Raw genomic sequence first — 18,102 nt, 5'->3', positions numbered from 1 at the left:
TCCCAATCCAGCTAATGAAACGTTATCGGTTACATTAAATAGTGCTATTACAAACATTGACATTATTGATGTTCATGGAAAGGTGGTGATCCCTAATTCAAGTTTTAACCTTAATGAAATGACAATAGATATTTCTAGTTTGGATTATGGGTTTTACTTTGTTCACGTAAAATCATTGACTAATAATTATTTAATGAAATTTGTAAAGGAATAAGTGTTTTTTATTAAAGGGTAACCTTTAATAAAATAGATGGTTTATATTGTATGTAATTCTAAAGGTTACTGTTTATATTTTAATACGCACAAGCTATGAAAGTTTATTTTCAACTATTAATTTTTATCGCATTTTACGCTTTTTCTGTAACTAGTTACGGGCAAAACCCTAACCCAAGTGCTACATTAGATGGATTTATTGAAGGTGAGATGTCATTGGAAAATATTCCCGGAGCAACAACGCTAATTGTAAAGGACGGAGAAATTGTTTGGGTTGAATCTTATGGTTTTGCAGATATTGATAATTCGATAAATGTTGAGGATACCACAGTTTTCCTTTTAGCTTCTATTTCTAAAGTATTTACAGGTACAGCATTGATGCAGTTAGCAGAAAATGGTACGCTTGATTTAGATGAGGATATAAATAATTATTTGCCGTTTGACGTTGATATTCCGGGTTTTGTTTCAGATTCAATTACGTTTAGAGACTTAATGACCCATACTTCTTCTATTATTGATGGAGCAGCGATGGATGGCTATTATGGTTACCCAGATCCAACTATAACTTTAGCCCAATGTGTGCAACGTTATTTTGATGTTTCAGGTTCTGACTACAGTGTTACCCAGAATTTTTCGACAAATGCTCCAGGAACGACATATAGTTATTCGAATATGGCTACAGCTTTAGCGGGGTATTTAGTTGAGGTGGTTTCAGGAACTGATTTTGCAGAATATTGCAACCAGAATATTTTCGAACCATTGTGTATGAATCATACAGGTTGGCACATGTCAGATTTTGATACAAATGAAGTAGCAAGACCTTACCAATTTGTTGGAGGTAATTATCAACCCTATGCGCATTATGGTTTTGCAGATTACCCAGATGGTCAATTACGTTCAGATATTACTGATATAGCTAATTTTTTAATTGCTTATTTACAAGACGGAAGTTTCAATGCTAGTAGTATTTTAAATAGTGCCTCCATCGCAGAAATGTTAACGCTTCAAGTTCCTGGCATCGAGAATACACAAGGGTTAAATTGGTATACAGAGGAATTGTTTACGGCAACTCAAATCGTTACTGTATGGGGACACAATGGAGGAGAATCTGGAGTTTCAACAGACTTCTACATGGATAAAGCAAATAATATAGCAATTGCAGTTCTGACGAATGGTGAGGGAGATAACTTATATATATGTGATGAGTTATTGGATTATGGGATGTCATTAACAGCTACTGGAGTTGGAAACCCGAATTGTGGCCAAGTTGGAATTTCTGAAATTGACGATTATTTTGCTGTTTTTCCAAACCCAACAAATGATATTATTCATGTTGGTAATACGATTAAGTCTGTTTCAGTTATTGATATTACAGGGAAAGTGATGAATACAATTAATGTAAAAAACGGAAAAATAAATTTGAGTAAATATCCAAAAGGAACTTATTTACTGAACCTTAAGGATTCAGATGGATTGATTCATAAAAAGCAAATTATAGTGGATTAATTCAAATCTCCATTGTCTATCATCAATTTTAATTTTAGTCCAGCAACGACCGACATGCTGTCAAGAATTTTCCCATCTAGAATCATTTGATAGAATTCATCAAAAGGGAGCTTTTTGATTTCAATTTCTTCATCTTCTTCAGGTTCTGGATCAAATTGTTCTAACCCTCTCGCTAAATAAATATAGGCCACTTCATCGGTGGCTGAATTACTCAAATGCATTTCCTGCATTAAATCCCATCTTTTGGCCTTTAATCCTACCTCTTCCAATAATTCCCTTTTGGCAGATTCTAACGGAGGTTCTTTGAGTGCTCCGCCACCTTCTGGAATCTCCCAAGTGTATTTGTGCAACGGATATCGATATTGTCCAACAATCCAGGTGTTCATCTCCTCGTCTAAAGCTATAATGCCAATTGCAAGGTTCTTAAAATGTATAGTACTGTATGTACCATCAATACCCCCTGGGTTTATCACCTCACTATGATCAACTCGTATCCAAGGAGATTCATATGCTATTTTCGTGTTTTTTGTTTTCCAAGGACCGTGTTCTTTCATAGATTGTAAAAATAGAATTATCCTTGTTAAGGATGTTAAAAGGATTAAATCTTTTGAGACATAAGGTTATAGTAAGCAAGGTATGGCCTTAAAAGAAAGGCTATTTAAATCAAAGTATTTGCTTAGTAAGACCGAAAAGTTCCGAAGAAAATTTCGAGGAAATCATTCGGCCGCACTGAACAAATAGAAAGGTTTATGTAGTTTTTCTTTGACAGCCTTGACTTTTTTCCTTCGTTTTTTTGTCAAGAAAAAAAGGAAGTGCCTTACCGATAACTATCGGCACTGCATAAGCCATTCTTCAGCTATTGCAAAAATTTTAAAATCGTTTTCGTGTTTTTTGTTTTCCAAGGACCGTGTTCTTTCATAGATTGTAAAATAGATTTATCTTTGATAAAGATAAAATATATATTACAGAAAAATGCAATTCAAAGTTGGAGATAAAGTTCGGTTTTTAAATGAAGTCGGAGAAGGTGTTGTTATAGAAGTGTTGTCTGATAATTTCGTAATGGTAGAAAATCAAGATGGATTTGATTATCAGTTTGCCATTTCTGATATTGTTTCGACTACTCCAAAAGAAGACTATAAATTAGATGGTATCGAACATGTAGAATCCGTTAATGAAAAAGTACAAGCAGAATCAAAATCTAAAAAATTGGATGAGTTTTATAAGAAGTTCAATCATTTAGACAAAATAAATAATGAAGAGCACGAAATTGATTTACACATTGAGGAGCTTATCGATTCGCACCGTGGAATGTCTAATTCTCAAATTTTAAGTGTGCAAATGGCAAATTTTAATCGAGAATTAAACGTAGCAATACGACAGGGATCTAAAAAGTTGATTGCTATACACGGAGTTGGAGAAGGAGTACTTCGAGCAGAAATCAGAAAGGAAATTCATTATAACTATCCAGAATTTCAAACACATGACGCGAATTACAAGAAGTATGGCTACGGTGCAACAGAAATTGTATTGAAAGGAAATTAGTTGTCGTTGATTAGCTTAACAGACATTAAAATACTTGTCTTGATAATAGCTTCATCTTGAGTAAACGCTTTATCCAAATTCATGTTTGCATAAGTGTTAAAAGACTGGTTATGGATAAATTGATCTAAAACAGCATTTTGGTTTACAACAAGATTAATTATATTACTTCCGTCTTCAATTGTCATCAGCTCTCCAATTTTTACAGCATTATGCGGTGCAGATAAATTGTTCGGGTCTTGTAAAATAAATTGACTAGGATCTGTTACACTGCTATCTGTTAAGAAGACTTCAACATTTTCCAACATCCCAAAATCACAGTCCGTAATGTTTGTTAATTCCATTATAATAGCTTTTGGACGAATTTCGTAAACTAAATGTGCATAGGGGTTAGGGTTTTGCGTGGGAACAAATGATTCGAAATTTACGCCGCCTATTAAACTAATATCCATGCAGTTGATCAGATTAGGGATCCAAGAAAATTCACTGTTTGGAATTATCAATGTTATTTTCTCTTCCAATTCAAATTCAGTTATCTCATATTCAACATTATTTCCTTCAAGTTCTTCAAGCTTAACGCAAGAACTTGTTAAAACAGTAGAAAGGAGCATAAGTGCAAGAAATTTTTTCATAAAAAGAGGAATTATATTTTTCTAAAAATACAATGTATTTATGAGATTTAAAATTATGGGTCCTTTATTTGATTGAATTTTATTAAAAATCAGGCAACTAGTTATAACCAAAGGTATCTGTAATTATACAAATAGGATAAACTGAGTATATCAATTAACATATCTTTAGACAACTCCAATTTGGATGGCTATCGCTATGAGCATTATCACATTGATTTTACTGAAGTTTTAAGATCTTTATGCTTAAGTATTTTCGCTTTTTACCAGTATAATTTCCCCATCTTTTATTTGGTAGGATTTTCCAAAAAACTTAAACGAACTTCCTTCTTTTAGGTCAATCAAATCAGTTAAATCATCTTCAATTGTGTGTATCGAACCTTTTGTTTTGTAAGCAAGATCTAAATATGCTTGATTTATTATGTGGTTATTTGTTCCGCATAAAATAACCTTTATAGGAACATCAAGTTTCTTCATTAACTTTATATCTCTTGGAGAAGCATTGTTGTCCGCAATGAGAATAATGCTTTTGGAATCTGGAAATTTTTGTAGACCACCAATAATCGCTTCGATATCATTTTCTTGTATTTCATAATTACAATTTCCATTTACAATAGCTTTCGTAATCGTTTTAATTAAGTGGTTGTATCCCAAGTTATTTTCCGTGAAGTATAAACCTCCGGTTTTTCCAATTGGTTTGATTGTATTTTTAAATCCATTTCCGTCATTAAAAAACACAAAGTTTTGTTTTTCTTCTTTGTTAAAGTTCAGTCTTAACCAAAGTAAATATTGAGCTAGGTAAGGAGTCATGCTGCCTGTGACATCAACAACTACCAATTTGTTTTTCCAGTCTGTATTGCGATCGAAAACTTTGTTTATTGTTTTGTATTCATACCCGGAATAATCCGCTTGAATGTGTGGTAAAATATAGCCGTAATCAGATAGTGTATCTAAATTGAAGCAGGATTGATTTTTATTAGTTTGTGGGGTATTTATTATCGTCTTAATTAGGTCACTATTACTTCGTGAACTTTTTTCAATAGTAATAACAAAGCCATTGAATAGTTCCGTTTTATTTTCTTTTTGGGTTTGAGCGATAGTAAGTAATTCAATGTTATTACGTATTCTACATATTCTATTCTTGAATAAAACGGTTAGTGTATCAATTCTTTCGGAGTTTAATTTATTTTGATGTTCAATGTCTCTGTTTTCTGAATATATGTATTCAATTTTCTGAATATTTCTATATGGAATTTTCAATAGTTTACTTGGATCAAAATCCGTTGTAGCTCTGTTATAATTAAATGGGATTACAATTTTTATGATACTTATTTCTTCAATAAGCGTAAACCTATTTTTCATTTCTGTTTTGTTTAACAGAAGTTCTTTAAATGTTTGAGCATAGAAAGAGTTTGTTCCCAGAAAAATTGCGAATAGAATATATATTATGTTTCCCATAGTGCCTTATATTTAATAATATAATGGGAAATATGGGAAAAGGAACAGTTTGGGTTGCTTACTGAACTCTCCCTGGATAAACTTTCAAAGCTTCTTCCAAGCAAACAACAGCATTTTTTAAAGATTCTTTGTTTAATACATATGCAATTCTCACCTCCTGTGTTCCTGATCCTTTTGTTGCGTAAAAACCTGTAGCAGGCGCAAGCATTACTGTTTGTCCATTGTAATCAAAATCTTCTAGTAACCATTGGCAAAACTTATCCGAATCGTCAATTGGTAATTTTGCAATAGCATAAAAAGCTCCTTTTGGTTTAGGGCAAATTACCCCTTCGATTTTATTTAATCCATCGATTATAATATCTCTTCTTTCAACGTATTCTTCAATCACATTGTCAAAATAACTTTGAGGAGTTGCTAATGCTGCTTCTCCTGCTATTTGTCCAAATGTTGGAGGGCTTAATCTTGCTTGCCCAAACTTTAAAGCCATACCCATTAATTCAGCATTTTTGCTAATTAGTGCACCAACTCGTGCTCCACACATGCTGTATCTTTTCGAAACTGAATCAACTAAAACAACATTGTTTTCAATTCCTTCTAATTGTAAACAAGAATAGTGTTCAGCACCATCGTAACAAAATTCACGGTAAACCTCATCTGCAAATAAAAATATATCATGTTTTTTAACAATGTCTCTTAAGGTTTCTAATTCTTCTTTGCTATATAAGTATCCTGTTGGATTTCCAGGATTGCAAATCAAAATCCCTTTCGTTTTTGGAGTAATCAATTTTTCAAACTCACTCATATGAGGTAATGCAAAGCCGTTTTCTATTTTTGCAGTTACTGGAACAACCTTTATTCCGGTTGTAATCGTAAAACCATTGTAGTTTGCGTAAAAAGGTTCTGGAATGATTAATTCATCACCCGGCTCCAAACACGTTTGAAAAGCAAATACTAAAGCTTCCGAGCCACCAGTAGTAATCATTATTTCATTATTTGGATTTAAATTAATTCCAAATTTTTTGTAATAATCAGCTAACCCTTCTCTGTAAGATTGAAAACCGGCTGAATGGCTGTATTCAATTACTTTTAAGTTTAATTTACTCATTGTATCCAAAACAATCTTGGGAGTTTCAATATCAGGTTGACCAATATTCAAATGGTAAACTTTTTTCCCATCTTTCTTTGCTTGTTCTGCATAAGGAACAAGTTTACGAATAGGTGATTCGGGCATGTTAAGCGCCCTATTTGAGATTTTCGGCATATCTTTTTTGTTTGGTCGGCTAAAATATTAAAATTACACATATTTCAAATAATAAAATGCCATTTATCAAGTGCCTAAGAAAAATATATTAATGGCATTTTTATACGTGATTAATAAGTTTTGAAAAAACAAGCAATAATATAACTGTTTAGGAAGAAGTTAAAACTCTTTCGAAATAACCCTCTCAATAATTATTGAATAATAAACTCAAAGCAACTATTTATCAACAAGTATTGATTTACTCAATACGATTTCTTAATTTTAGACTCCCGAAATTTTTATACCCAATTAAGAATATGTACTTAATATTTGATACCGAAACAACCGGTCTTCCAAGAGACTTTAAAGCGCCAATTACCGATACAGATAAGTGGCCGCGTTGTGTGCAAATTGCTTGGCAATTGCACGATGGTATGGGTAATTTAATTGAATCAAAAGATTACTTGATTCAACCAGAAGGATATGACATTCCTTATGAAGCAGAGAAAATCCACGGTATATCTACGGACCTAGCAATGGAGCAAGGAATTCCTTTGAAGGATATGTTAATTGAGTTCAAAGAAGTTTTAGGAAGAGCAAAGTTTATTGTTGGCCAAAACCTGAAGTTCGATACCAATGTAATGGGCTGTGAGTTTGTTCGTGAAGAGGTTGAAAATGATTTGCAAGAAATGCCTGTTTTGGATACCTGTACAGAAGATACAGCAGCGTTATGTCAAATTCCTGGAGGTAGAGGAGGTAAATTTAAATTACCAACATTAACAGAATTACATCAATATTTATTTAATCAACCATTTGGAAGTGCGCACAATGCAACTGCCGATGTAGAAGCTACAACCCGCTGTTTTTTGGAGTTAATTAGACTAAGAAACTATTCTTCCATTCAGCTTGAACAAAGTGAAAAGTATTTTACTGAATTTACGCAGACAAATACTTCTTCAATTGAGAGTATTGGTTTAACACATTTAAATCTCAAAGCAGAAAGCAAGAAAATTCGTAAAAGAAAAGAAGCTGAAGAGGGTGGTGGAGAAGTTTATGTTGATACCTCAGAAAACCTCAAGCGTTTAGAAAATGTTACTTTTTCTCATTTACATAACCATACACAATTTTCTATACTAGAATCAACTACCAAAGTTGACGCTTTAATTCACAAAGCAGCCGAATTCAGAATGCCAGCAGTTGGGATGACAGATAAGGGGAATATGATGGCTGCTTTTCATTTTGTGGCTGCTGGAGCAAAGCATAATAAAGGCATAAAAGGGAAAATTAATGCACTTGAAGAAAAACTAGTAACGGGTAAAATAATTGAGTTTTCGGAAAACGAAAAGGGAGAGAATATTGAGATACAAAGAGACTTAAAAGACAGCGAAATAGATTCTTTTATGCTTGATGTTGAGGATTTAAAGAAGCAAATTGTTTTACCAATTGTTGGAAGTGAATTTTATATTTGTAAAGACCATAATAACAAAAGTATAAAGGATAACGGTTACTTGGTTCCGATGCTTGCCAAAAATAAAAAGGGTTATCATAATATTTCAAGAATGTCGTCAGCAGGTCATGTCGAAGGCTTTTATTATGTTCCTCGAATTGACAAAGATGTCGTAGAAAAATTCAAAGAAGATATTATTGTATTGACAGGTGGGCTAGAGGGAGAAATACCTCAAATGATTTTAAATGTTGGAATAAAGCAAGCTGAAGAATCTTTTGTTTGGTGGCACACAACATTTGGAGAAGATTTTTACGTTGAGTTAAATAGACATGGCCTAGACGAAGAGAAATTAATCAATGATACTTTACTGATGTTCGCTAAGAAATATGGTGTAAAGTGCATTGCAGCAAACAATAATTTTTATTTAGAGCAAGAAAGTTCTGTTTCGCATGATATTTTAATGTGTGTAAAGGCAGGAGAAAAACAAGCTACACCCATAGGTAGAGGAAAAGGCTTTAGGAACGGAATGCCGAATGATAATTATTATTTCAAGTCACAACAGGAAATGAAACGAGAGTTTGCAGATATTCCTGAAGCGATTGAAAACGTAGCGGAGATTGTTGCGAAATGTGAAAGTTATGTATTAGCAAGAGATGTTCTATTACCTGCTTTTGATATTCCAGAAGAATTTAGAGATCCAGCAGATTTAGCAGATGCTACTTTAAAGAATGGCGAGAATGCTTATTTACGTCACATTACTTACAAAGGCGCGAAAATTAGATACGGCGAAGATTTACCTGAAGACATAATAGAAAGATTGGATTTTGAGCTGTCCGTAATTCGAAATACGGGGTATCCAGGTTATTTTTTAATTGTTGAAGATTTTATTCGAGAAGCGAGAAGAATGGATGTTTCTGTTGGACCAGGTCGTGGATCTGCAGCAGGTTCAGTTGTTGCTTATTGTACTTGGATAACGAATATAGATCCACTTAAATACAATCTACTTTTTGAGAGGTTCCTTAATCCTGAACGTATATCGATGCCCGATATTGATATTGATTTTGATGATGAGGGCCGTGGACGAGTAATTCAATATGTAATTGATAAATATGGGGCGAGTCAAGTTGCTCAAATTATTACCTATGGAACGATGGCAGCCAAGTCTTCTATTCGCGATGCAGGTCGTGTATTGGATTTACCATTGCCTGATACTGATAGGGTAGCGAAGTTGGTTCCAGACATGAAATTGAATAGTTTGTTCAATATGCCGGAAGAGAAGTTAGCTCAGAAACTGGATCCAGAGCAACTAAAAATGGCGGATGAATTAAAACGTATTCTGGAAGATCCAAGTTTGGAAGGTGAAGTCCTTCGTCAAGCCAAAACATTAGAAGGCTCCATGCGAAATACAGGTATTCACGCCTGCGGTGTAATCATTACACCGAGTGATATTCGAGAACATGTTCCGGTGGCGTTGGCAAAAGATTCCAAAATGTGGAGTACGCAATTCGATAACTCTGTTGTGGAAAGTGCTGGACTGCTTAAGATGGATTTCTTGGGCCTTAAAACATTAACTCTTATTAAAGATACATTGGTGATTGTAAAAGCAAGGCACAATGTAGAGATTGATATTGAGGAAATTCCATTGGACGATGATTTGACTTATGCGCTGTTCCAAAAAGGCGAAACAGTTGGTGTTTTTCAATATGAATCTGCTGGAATGCAGAAACACTTAAAGGATTTGAAGCCAACGGAGTTCTCAGATTTGATTGCAATGAATGCATTGTATCGTCCAGGACCTATAGAATATATACCTTCTTTTATTCGTCGTAAACATGGTGAAGAAGAAATTGAATATGATTTAGAAGGAATGGAAGAATTCCTTAAGGAGACTTACGGTATTACCGTTTACCAAGAGCAGGTAATGTTGCTTTCTCAAAAGTTAGCTGACTTTACAAAAGGTGAAGCTGATGTTTTGCGTAAAGCGATGGGTAAAAAGCAAATTGCGGTGTTGGCTAAAATGAAACCGAAATTTGTAAAACAAGCTGCCGAAAAAGGACATGACCCAGAGAAATTAGAAAAGGTATGGACGGATTGGGAAGCATTTGCATCGTATGCATTTAATAAATCACACTCTACTTGCTATGCATGGATTGCGTATCAAACAGCCTATTTAAAAGCCCACTATCCTGCAGAATATATGGCAGCAGTGCTTTCTAATAACATGAGCGACATCAAGCAAGTTTCTTTTTTTATGGAAGAATGTAAACGTATGGGATTAGATGTTTTAGGGCCTGATGTAAATGAATCATTTTATAAGTTTACAGTCAATGAAAACTATGCTGTTCGGTTTGGAATGGGAGCCGTAAAAGGAGTTGGAGCCAATGCCGTTGAAACTATTGTAAAAAACAGAAAAGAATCACCTTATAAGTCCATTTTTGATGTGGCTAAAAAAATAGATTTACGTGGAGCCAATAAAAAAGCATTTGAAAGTTTAGCGTTAGCTGGTGGATTTGATGGTTTTACAAATACACACAGAGCACAATATTTTCATGACGATGGCGACGGAATAACATTTTTAGAAAAAGCGATAAAATATGGTGCTAAGTTTCAAGAAAATGAAAACTCAGCACAAGTAAGTTTGTTTGGCGATTCGAGTGAAGTTCAAATAGCAGAACCCATTGTGCCTCCTTGCGAAGAATGGAATACGATGGAAAAATTAGCTAAAGAAAAAGAGGTAGTTGGTATTTATATTTCGGGCCATCCTTTGGACGATTATAAATACGAAATGAAATATTTTTGCAATACCAATTTACAAGAGCTGGGAGACTTAAACACTCAAATAGGAAAAAGCTTAAGCATAGGTGGCATCATAACAAAAGTGGAACATCGAACAGCTAAAAACGGAAAAGGATGGGCCTCTTTTAGCTTAGAAGGATATGATGAAAGTTATGATTTTAGAATTTTTGGAGAAGAGTATTTAAAATTTAGGCATTTTTTAATTCAAAATAATTTTACCTTTATTAAATTAAGTGTCAAAGAGGGTTGGATAAATAAGGAAGGTAAAAAAGGAGATCCAAGAATGCAGTTTGTAGAGTTAAAAATGATGCAAGATGTATTAGCTCACTATGCAAAAAAATTAATTATTAAAATAAGCATAACACAACTCCAAGAATCTTTTATTCAATCTTTAGACGACTTGTTTTTAAAAGAAAAAGGAGATCATCAAGTAGTTTTTGAGGTGGTAGAATTACAAAAAATACAAAAACAAGTTGTAGTGGAAACTCCTGCTTACTTAGCAACAGATGAATCAGAAGATGAGGTTAATGAAGAAATTAGCGACACAAACGACCAACAATTTGTATCGCCTATAATTCCGCCAACAATTACTTTCAAAGAAGAAATCATTGAAATAAATAAGCTGTCTATGCCAAGCAGAAAATTAAAAGTGCAAATTTCTAATGAATTATTGCAAGAACTAGAGCTAATGCAAGTAGATTTTAAATTAAATTAATTAGAACTATTATTAAAAGGTTAGGTATAATTTTTGCACTATGAAATTTAAATAAAAAAGTTATGAGAAAAATAATGATTCTAGTTCTGTTTAGTTTAGCACTCAACACACAAGCTCAAATAGCAAATTCTCCACAAGAAGTATGTCCGTTGTTAATTGGAGAAAAAATTCCTAACATAACACTTACAAATATTGACGAACAAGAAGTGTCAACAAAAGAAATTTTCAATAAAAAAACCGTTCTTATCATTTATCGTGGAGGTTGGTGCCCCTACTGCAATAGTCAATTATCTGATTTGCAAGATATTGAGAAGGAAATTTTAGATTTAGGATTCCAAATTATTGCAGTGAGTCCAGATTCTCCTAAATTTTTAAATGAAACAATAGAAAAAGACAAATTAAATTACACCTTATACTCTGATAGCAAAGGCTTATTTTCTCAAACAATCGGTATTGCTTACAAAAAAGATAAGCCAAAATTAAATAAATATTCTGAAGGCAAAAACCCAGGTTTTTTACCCGTTCCAACAGTGTATGTGCTAAATGAAAAACAAGAAATTGAATTTATGTATATTAACCCAAACTATTCAACTCGTTTAAAAGGGAAACTTTTACTTGTGGTATTAAAAAATTTATAAATGATGCAATAAGTTAAATTTATAGAAAAACACCAAAACTTGATATATTTATTTCTAAATTTGTGTTCAAGTTTTAAATAACTTAAAAAAATTAAAATAATAGTAAATCATAAAAAAATAAAAAATGACATTAGCAATAACAGACGCTACTTTTGACGAAGTAGTTTTAAAATCAGACAAACCAGTCGTTGTAGATTTTTGGGCAGCTTGGTGTGGCCCATGTAGAATGGTTGGACCAGTTATCGACGAAGTTTCTTCAGAATACGAAGGGAAAGCAATAGTTGGAAAAGTAGATGTTGACGCAAACCAAGAATTTGCTGCAAAATATGGAGTTCGTAATATTCCAACAGTTTTAATATTCCAAAACGGAGAAGTTGTGGGACGTCAAGTAGGTGTTGCACCAAAAAAAACGTACACAGATGCAATTGATGCGTTACTAAACTAAAATAGTTTTATACCATATAAAAAGTCTAACATTGTTAGACTTTTTTTTTGAAAAAAATTCTCGTTTTGTATTTGTTAATGTAATTTGTTTTCCTCATTGCCTGCTCTTATGGAAACAAATTAGACAATGCAAGAGTAATAAATTGCGTCTTGTTTTACACGCGCATCAATTTTTTTAATCTGTTATCTAAAATCTAGTATCTTTGAAATATAAAATCGCCACAATCATAACTTTTAAACAAAGCCCTTTAAAAATTAACGATTCTTCAGGAACATTAAAACATTAATAAAAACCTACAGGTGAAAATAGAAACGCAAATACAAAAAATAAGCAGTTTTCAAAATTTAGAACTTTTAGCCAATCAAATTGTAGAAGGTTTTATATCGGGAATGCACAAATCTCCTTTTCATGGATTTTCAGCAGAATTTGCCGAGCATAAAACATACAACCCTGGAGAAAGCACCCGTCATATAGATTGGAAACTTTTTGCAAAAACTGACAGATTGTATACCAAGCGCTTTGAAGAAGAGACTAATTTGCGTTGCCATTTAATTCTCGATAATTCATCCTCTATGCATTATCCAAAACTATCAGAAAACCAATTTTTTTATCAAAATAAGATAGGATTTTCTGTGTTGGCATCAGCAGTTTTAATGAACTTGCTCAAAAAGCAGCGTGATGCTGTTGGAATAAGTATTTACTCGGACAAATACGAATATTATGTTTCTGAAAAGGGAAGTGATAGGCATCACAGAATGATTACTAATAAACTAGAAGAAGTGTTGGTTAGTAAACCAAAAAACGTACAAACAGACACCGTAACATTCTTACATCAGATTGCCGAAAACATACATCGTCGCTCCATGATAATTTTGTTTTCGGATATGTTTCAAAAAGAGGATGAAGAAAAAATATTTAAAGCTCTTCAGCATTTAAAACATAACAAGCATAAAGTTGTTTTGTTTCACGTTTATGACAAAAAAACCGAATTAAATTTTGATTATGACAACAAACCTCGAAAATTTATTGATGTAGAAACAGGAGTTGAGCTTAATCTTTTTGCAGAAAACATCAAATCAGCATATGAAGAAAAGGCAGTTGCCTATAACAAAACCATTGCAAATACTTGTATGAAATACCAAATTCACTATGTTCCGGTATCAATCGATGAGCCTTTTGAAAAAATACTTACTACTTATCTTGTTGAAAAACAAAAGTTTGGCTAGTTAACTAAAAATAATTGCTTTTTTTCATACCAAAAGCCTTGCAAATGTAAAAAAGCTTCTTATATTTGCAACCGCAATAAAGGATGGTCTGGTAGTTCAGTTGGTTAGAATACCTGCCTGTCACGCAGGGGGTCGCGGGTTCGAGTCCCGTCCAGACCGCAATACCGATGCTTCGGTTGGCAAGAGCGACTCAGTAATGAGTCGCTCTTTTGCCTTTTTACACTATTAAAGATTAGTTGTGTTGTTTGGTTAACCTTTGTAACGTTAACCTCGGTTTAGTAGTTAAACCAGTGAAAAGCTTTCTCATTTAGTTGAGATGGCTTTTTTTATGTTGAGCTGTATGGCTTTATTTTATTTATGCTGTAATTAACTAAAAATTAGTATATTGCATTAAAATTAGTACAAAAAACAGAAAGTTAAAAACCCATTTTTGTAAAATTTAATTTTTAACATACACCCATGAAAAAACTTTTATCCTTAATTTTGTTCTTTACTTTTTCATCAATTTTTGCACAAGTAGCAAATCAACCGGTAGTATTTAATAGCGTGTGCGATGATGATAGTGATGGCTTTGCGCTGTTTTTAATGCAAGAAATAACTACTGAAATTACAGGGAATGCAACAAATTTATCGGTAACACATTATTTAAACCAAAGTGATGCTGCAACAAGCAGCAATGCAATTTCAGGAAATTATACCAATGAAACTAACCCACAACTTATTTTTGCAAGTGTTTTAAACAGCACTACAAATCAAGTTCAAATTATTACCTATACGTTGACGGTTAATCCAAAACCAAATGCAAGCCCTCTAACGATAACAGAATGTTTTAATAATGGGTCTGCAAACGCTTCTTTTAATTTAAATAATGCTTCTCAAATAATATGGGGTCAAAATCAATCTACTCCTAATTCTGAAGACATATCATTTTATTTTACTGAGAGTGACGCTCTTAATAATATGAATGTCATAACAACCATAACATCATATTTTGCAACATCTAACCCAGAAACTTTATATTATAAAGTAGAAAATTTGCAAACCGGTTGTTCTAGCGTATCTTCTTTATTTTTGGTTTCTCAAAACTGCAACAATCCTAATTGTGACATGCCAACGAACCTTAGTGTTTCAAATGTTACAAACAATTCGGCAACCCTGAGCTGGCTAGATTCGGGCTCGCCATCAAGTTGGAATATTGTAGTAAGTTATAACGGAGTACAGCAACTCAATACCACCATAACAACAAATCCATTTGTTTTAACAGGCTTAGGGTGTAATGCAAATTACACTTTTCAAGTTCGGGCGGTTTGTACGGAAACACAAATAAGCGATTGGAATACTTTAAGTTTTCAAACAAATACGTGTTTATATATAGGGCAAGCTTCTTCTTTAACTTCTTGTATTATAAATGGATCTGCTTGTTTTAATTTAACTTCAAATACAACCCTTGTTTTAGGAAATTTAAATCCAACAGATTATGCGGTTTCATATCACAGTTCGCTTTCGGGCGCTAATGGTAATTTTGATGTTATTGCAGACCCTTCAAGTTATTGTATTACAACGGCGAGTGAAACGGTTTATATTCGCATTCAAGAAAATGCAACTCCGGCAAATTATCAAACAGCCAATTTTTTACTATATGCCGAAACATATAGTTTAGATATTTCTTATAATGTTGCAGTTATTGAAGAATGTGATGAAAATGAAAATAATTTGGTTTCATTTGATTTAACAGAATCAGAAATTAACATGAATAACCCTGCTTTTGTTTCTTATTTTGGATCACTATCAGATGCAGAAAATAACATAAGTTTACTGGCAAACCCTACAAATGTTATAACAAATTTACTGCAAATAAATTCTTTTATATATGCTCGAGCTACCTATCAAGCAGGAACATGCGATGTTATTTTTAAAATAAACTTAAAAGCTTATGCGTCTTGCAATAATGCTTATGTATGTTCGCAAGCCAATTCACTTTGTAGTTCATTAGGCCAGCCTTTTTTAAATACCTACCAAGGTATTTCGGCAGAAGCAGGTAATAATTATGGATGTTTAAATACACAACCAAACCCCACTTGGTTTTATTTGCCTGTTAGTCAAGCCGGAAATTTATCATTTTTAATTGAACAAAGTACAGATATTAATTTTCCAACATTAAATTTAGATGTTGATTTTATTTGTTACGGACCATTTACAAGCCCTACAGTAGGTTGTAACGCTCCTTTAACTTCAGTTGTAGATTGTAGTTATTCTGCAAGTCAGTATGAAATAGTGGATATCCCCAATGCATTGCCAGGAGAATATTATTTAATTATGGTAACAAACTACAGCGGACAAGCGGGTTATATTAGAATCAATCAATTAACTACCAGTCAAGGAGCATTAGATTGTTCGGGCTTGCAATTAAATGCTTTTATTGATATAAATGCAAATGGAACGCAAGACACGGGAGAAGAAAATTTTCCATTAGGCACTTTTTCTTATGAATTAAATAGCAGTGGTAATAATGTAAATATTACATCTCCTTTTGGTGAATATGTAATTTATGATGATAATGCAACAAATAGTTACAATTTATCATATGCTATATTACCCGAATATGCCGCTTATTATGGTATTTCAACATTAAGTTATAGCAATGTGTCTGTTGTTTTAGGGGCGGGTTTACAAGTATATAACTTTCCTGTTACTATAACTCAAACGTACATCGACGTTACTTCATATATTGTACCTATTCAACAGCCTATGCCTGGTTTTACATATCTTAATAAGATAGTTTATGCCAATTTAGGAAATCAAGTTGCAAGCGGAATTCTTACCTATACTAAAGACGCCAATGTTGTAATAACAAATGTTTCTCAAACAGGTACAGTTGCAAACACAACAGGGTTTACTTATGATTATACCAATTTAGCACCATTTGAATTTAGAACAATAAACGTTGCTATACAAGTGCCAGTAATACCTACGATTCAGCTGGGTCAATTATTGACAAATACGGTTTCTATCTCACCTTTAGCAGGAGATGTTGTGCCGTTGAACAATTTCAATTCAAGTACTCAAATTGTTATTGGGTCTTATGATCCAAACGACAAAATGGAATCAAGAGGAAATCAAATAGAACACAGTACATTTACCGCTAATGACTACTTAATTTATACCATTCGTTTTGAAAATACAGGAACTGCCAGTGCAGTAAGTGTGAGAGTAGAAGACATGCTTGATGCAAAATTAGATGAAAATTCAATTCGAGTTCTTGATGCAAGTCATGCCTATACATTAGAACGTATAGGCTCAAGTTTGATTTGGTATTTTGAGAACATTCAATTACCAGTTTCTGTTGCTAACACACCCATAGGTCATGGCTTTATTACCTTTAAAGTTAAACCAAAGCCAGGCTATGCGATTGGTGATATTATTCCAAATACAGCAAGTATTTATTTTGATTTTAATCCCGCAATTGTCACCAACACATTTGAAACCGAATTTATTGCACCGTTAGCAACAAGTTTATTTAATGAAAAAAACATTTCAGTTTATCCAAATCCTGCAAAAAATCAAATCATCATTTCTTTAGAAAACACAAATGAACTTATTGCAAATATAAACATCTATGACGTTTTAGGTAAAAAAGTAATTCAGTTAAATAAGATCAATAAAATGAGTCATCAAATAGATGTATCGGCATTAAATTCTGGTATATATTTTATTGAATTAATAACAATAAAAAATCAAACATTAAACCGTAAATTTATTATCAAATAATAATGCGCCCAACTATTTTTATAGGCCATCTAATACAAATTAGGTGGTTTTTTGTTTAAAACCAAATTTCTAAATTTAAAAAGAATACTACAAAATAAATTCCAAGGAGTAAAAAACAAAACAAAATTTTCATAAAAGAGGATGCTAACAAGCCTAAGAAAGAACCAATGGCAGCTTTTAAAGCACCATTGGCGTCTTTTGAGTTGTAAATAAGTTCTGCGGCAAAAGCTCCTAAAAAAGGCCCAATTACAAATCCGAAAGGTGGAAAAAATAAACCAATAATTAATCCAATGTTTGTTCCCCAAACACCATATTTTGAACCTCCAAAATGTTTAGTTCCTTTTGATGGTAATACATAATCTAAAACCACAATAATAATTGTTAGAAATAAAGTTAATCCTAAAATCCAATAATTAATTTTTATAGCAGGAATTAAATAAATAAGTAAAAGTCCAACCCAACTAACAGGTGGTCCGGGCAAA

The 18,102-nt window shown here is 32.9% G+C and carries 13 protein-coding genes and 1 tRNA gene; 9 read left to right on the top strand and 5 right to left on the bottom strand.

Annotation, left to right across the window (positions count from 1 at the left end; translation table 11 throughout):
- On the top strand, positions 1–214 hold a 214-nt coding region (locus AABM47_RS01640; protein WP_338409180.1), incomplete at its 5' end, for a T9SS type A sorting domain-containing protein.
- Between the two features lie 95 nt (positions 215–309).
- Positions 310–1,719 carry a serine hydrolase gene (locus tag AABM47_RS01635; RefSeq protein WP_338409179.1) on the top strand — a complete coding sequence of 470 codons (1,410 nt, stop codon included), beginning with the start codon at positions 310–312 and terminating at the stop codon, positions 1,717–1,719.
- Here the strand turns inward: AABM47_RS01635 and AABM47_RS01630 are convergent.
- Entirely contained in the window at positions 1,716–2,273 is a 558-nt protein-coding gene (locus AABM47_RS01630) for an NUDIX hydrolase (RefSeq protein WP_338409178.1), read from the bottom strand. The genes AABM47_RS01635 and AABM47_RS01630 overlap by 4 nt on opposite strands.
- A gap of 418 nt (positions 2,274–2,691) precedes the next feature.
- Here AABM47_RS01630 and AABM47_RS01625 point away from each other — a divergent pair, with 418 nt between their 5' ends.
- The gene (locus AABM47_RS01625) at positions 2,692–3,261 is read left to right on the top strand and encodes a Smr/MutS family protein (RefSeq protein ID WP_338409177.1); all 570 of its coding nucleotides are present in this window, start codon (positions 2,692–2,694) and stop codon (positions 3,259–3,261) included.
- Here AABM47_RS01625 and AABM47_RS01620 read toward each other — a convergent pair.
- The 3 genes from AABM47_RS01620 to AABM47_RS01610 all read right to left on the bottom strand — a co-directional run bounded on the left by AABM47_RS01620 (position 3,258) and on the right by AABM47_RS01610 (position 6,606).
- Positions 3,258–3,890, bottom strand: a complete 633-nt coding sequence (locus AABM47_RS01620; RefSeq protein ID WP_338409176.1) for a hypothetical protein — start codon at positions 3,888–3,890, stop codon at positions 3,258–3,260. The genes AABM47_RS01625 and AABM47_RS01620 overlap by 4 nt on opposite strands.
- A gap of 243 nt (positions 3,891–4,133) precedes the next feature.
- Positions 4,134–5,345 carry a hypothetical protein gene (locus tag AABM47_RS01615; protein ID WP_338409175.1) on the bottom strand — a complete coding sequence of 404 codons (1,212 nt, stop codon included), beginning with the start codon at positions 5,343–5,345 and terminating at the stop codon, positions 4,134–4,136.
- A 58-nt stretch (positions 5,346–5,403) separates the two neighbouring features.
- Positions 5,404–6,606: a pyridoxal phosphate-dependent aminotransferase gene (locus tag AABM47_RS01610; RefSeq protein ID WP_338409174.1), complete on the bottom strand. Its 1,203-nt coding sequence runs from the start codon at positions 6,604–6,606 to the stop codon at positions 5,404–5,406.
- A 296-nt stretch (positions 6,607–6,902) separates the two neighbouring features.
- Between AABM47_RS01610 and dnaE the strand changes: the two genes are divergently transcribed.
- From dnaE to AABM47_RS01580, 6 genes are all read left to right on the top strand, one after another.
- Positions 6,903–11,543 carry a DNA polymerase III subunit alpha gene (gene dnaE / locus AABM47_RS01605; RefSeq protein ID WP_338409173.1) on the top strand — a complete coding sequence of 1,547 codons (4,641 nt, stop codon included), beginning with the start codon at positions 6,903–6,905 and terminating at the stop codon, positions 11,541–11,543.
- 62 nt (positions 11,544–11,605) lie between these two features.
- A complete protein-coding gene (locus AABM47_RS01600) occupies positions 11,606–12,181 on the top strand; it encodes a peroxiredoxin family protein (protein ID WP_338409172.1) in 576 nt (191 codons plus the stop codon).
- A gap of 124 nt (positions 12,182–12,305) precedes the next feature.
- Positions 12,306–12,626 (top strand): thioredoxin, encoded by a 321-nt coding sequence (trxA, locus tag AABM47_RS01595; protein ID WP_338409171.1) that lies wholly within the window; start codon positions 12,306–12,308, stop codon positions 12,624–12,626.
- 299 nt (positions 12,627–12,925) lie between these two features.
- Positions 12,926–13,852 (top strand): DUF58 domain-containing protein, encoded by a 927-nt coding sequence (locus AABM47_RS01590; protein WP_338409170.1) that lies wholly within the window; start codon positions 12,926–12,928, stop codon positions 13,850–13,852.
- 85 nt (positions 13,853–13,937) lie between these two features.
- A tRNA-Asp gene (locus AABM47_RS01585) sits at positions 13,938–14,011 on the top strand.
- 300 nt (positions 14,012–14,311) lie between these two features.
- Positions 14,312–17,620 (top strand): T9SS type A sorting domain-containing protein, encoded by a 3,309-nt coding sequence (locus AABM47_RS01580; RefSeq protein ID WP_338409169.1) that lies wholly within the window; start codon positions 14,312–14,314, stop codon positions 17,618–17,620.
- A 55-nt stretch (positions 17,621–17,675) separates the two neighbouring features.
- Here AABM47_RS01580 and AABM47_RS01575 read toward each other — a convergent pair whose 3' ends face one another.
- Positions 17,676–18,101 (bottom strand): DUF456 domain-containing protein, encoded by a 426-nt coding sequence (locus AABM47_RS01575; RefSeq protein ID WP_338409168.1) that lies wholly within the window; start codon positions 18,099–18,101, stop codon positions 17,676–17,678.
- Between the last annotated feature and the right edge of the window lies 1 nt (position 18,102).

It is taken from the genome of uncultured Flavobacterium sp. (assembly GCF_963925415.1).
GTDB lineage: Bacteria > Bacteroidota > Bacteroidia > Flavobacteriales > Flavobacteriaceae > Flavobacterium.
The sequence above is the reverse complement of the archived record's forward strand: the minus strand, read 5'-3'. Positions and strand labels throughout refer to the sequence as shown.

Coding starts and splice junctions, on each gene's coding strand:
- AABM47_RS01635 (WP_338409179.1), top strand. CDS start 310: ATGAAAGTTTATTTTCAACTATTAATTTTTATCGCATTTTACGCTTTT.
- AABM47_RS01580 (WP_338409169.1), top strand. CDS start 14,312: ATGAAAAAACTTTTATCCTTAATTTTGTTCTTTACTTTTTCATCAATT.
- AABM47_RS01630 (WP_338409178.1), bottom strand. CDS start 2,273: ATGAAAGAACACGGTCCTTGGAAAACAAAAAACACGAAAATAGCATAT.
- AABM47_RS01610 (WP_338409174.1), bottom strand. CDS start 6,606: ATGCCGAAAATCTCAAATAGGGCGCTTAACATGCCCGAATCACCTATT.
- AABM47_RS01615 (WP_338409175.1), bottom strand. CDS start 5,345: ATGGGAAACATAATATATATTCTATTCGCAATTTTTCTGGGAACAAAC.
- AABM47_RS01625 (WP_338409177.1), top strand. CDS start 2,692: ATGCAATTCAAAGTTGGAGATAAAGTTCGGTTTTTAAATGAAGTCGGA.
- dnaE (WP_338409173.1), top strand. CDS start 6,903: ATGTACTTAATATTTGATACCGAAACAACCGGTCTTCCAAGAGACTTT.
- AABM47_RS01620 (WP_338409176.1), bottom strand. CDS start 3,890: ATGAAAAAATTTCTTGCACTTATGCTCCTTTCTACTGTTTTAACAAGT.
- trxA (WP_338409171.1), top strand. CDS start 12,306: ATGACATTAGCAATAACAGACGCTACTTTTGACGAAGTAGTTTTAAAA.
- AABM47_RS01600 (WP_338409172.1), top strand. CDS start 11,606: ATGAGAAAAATAATGATTCTAGTTCTGTTTAGTTTAGCACTCAACACA.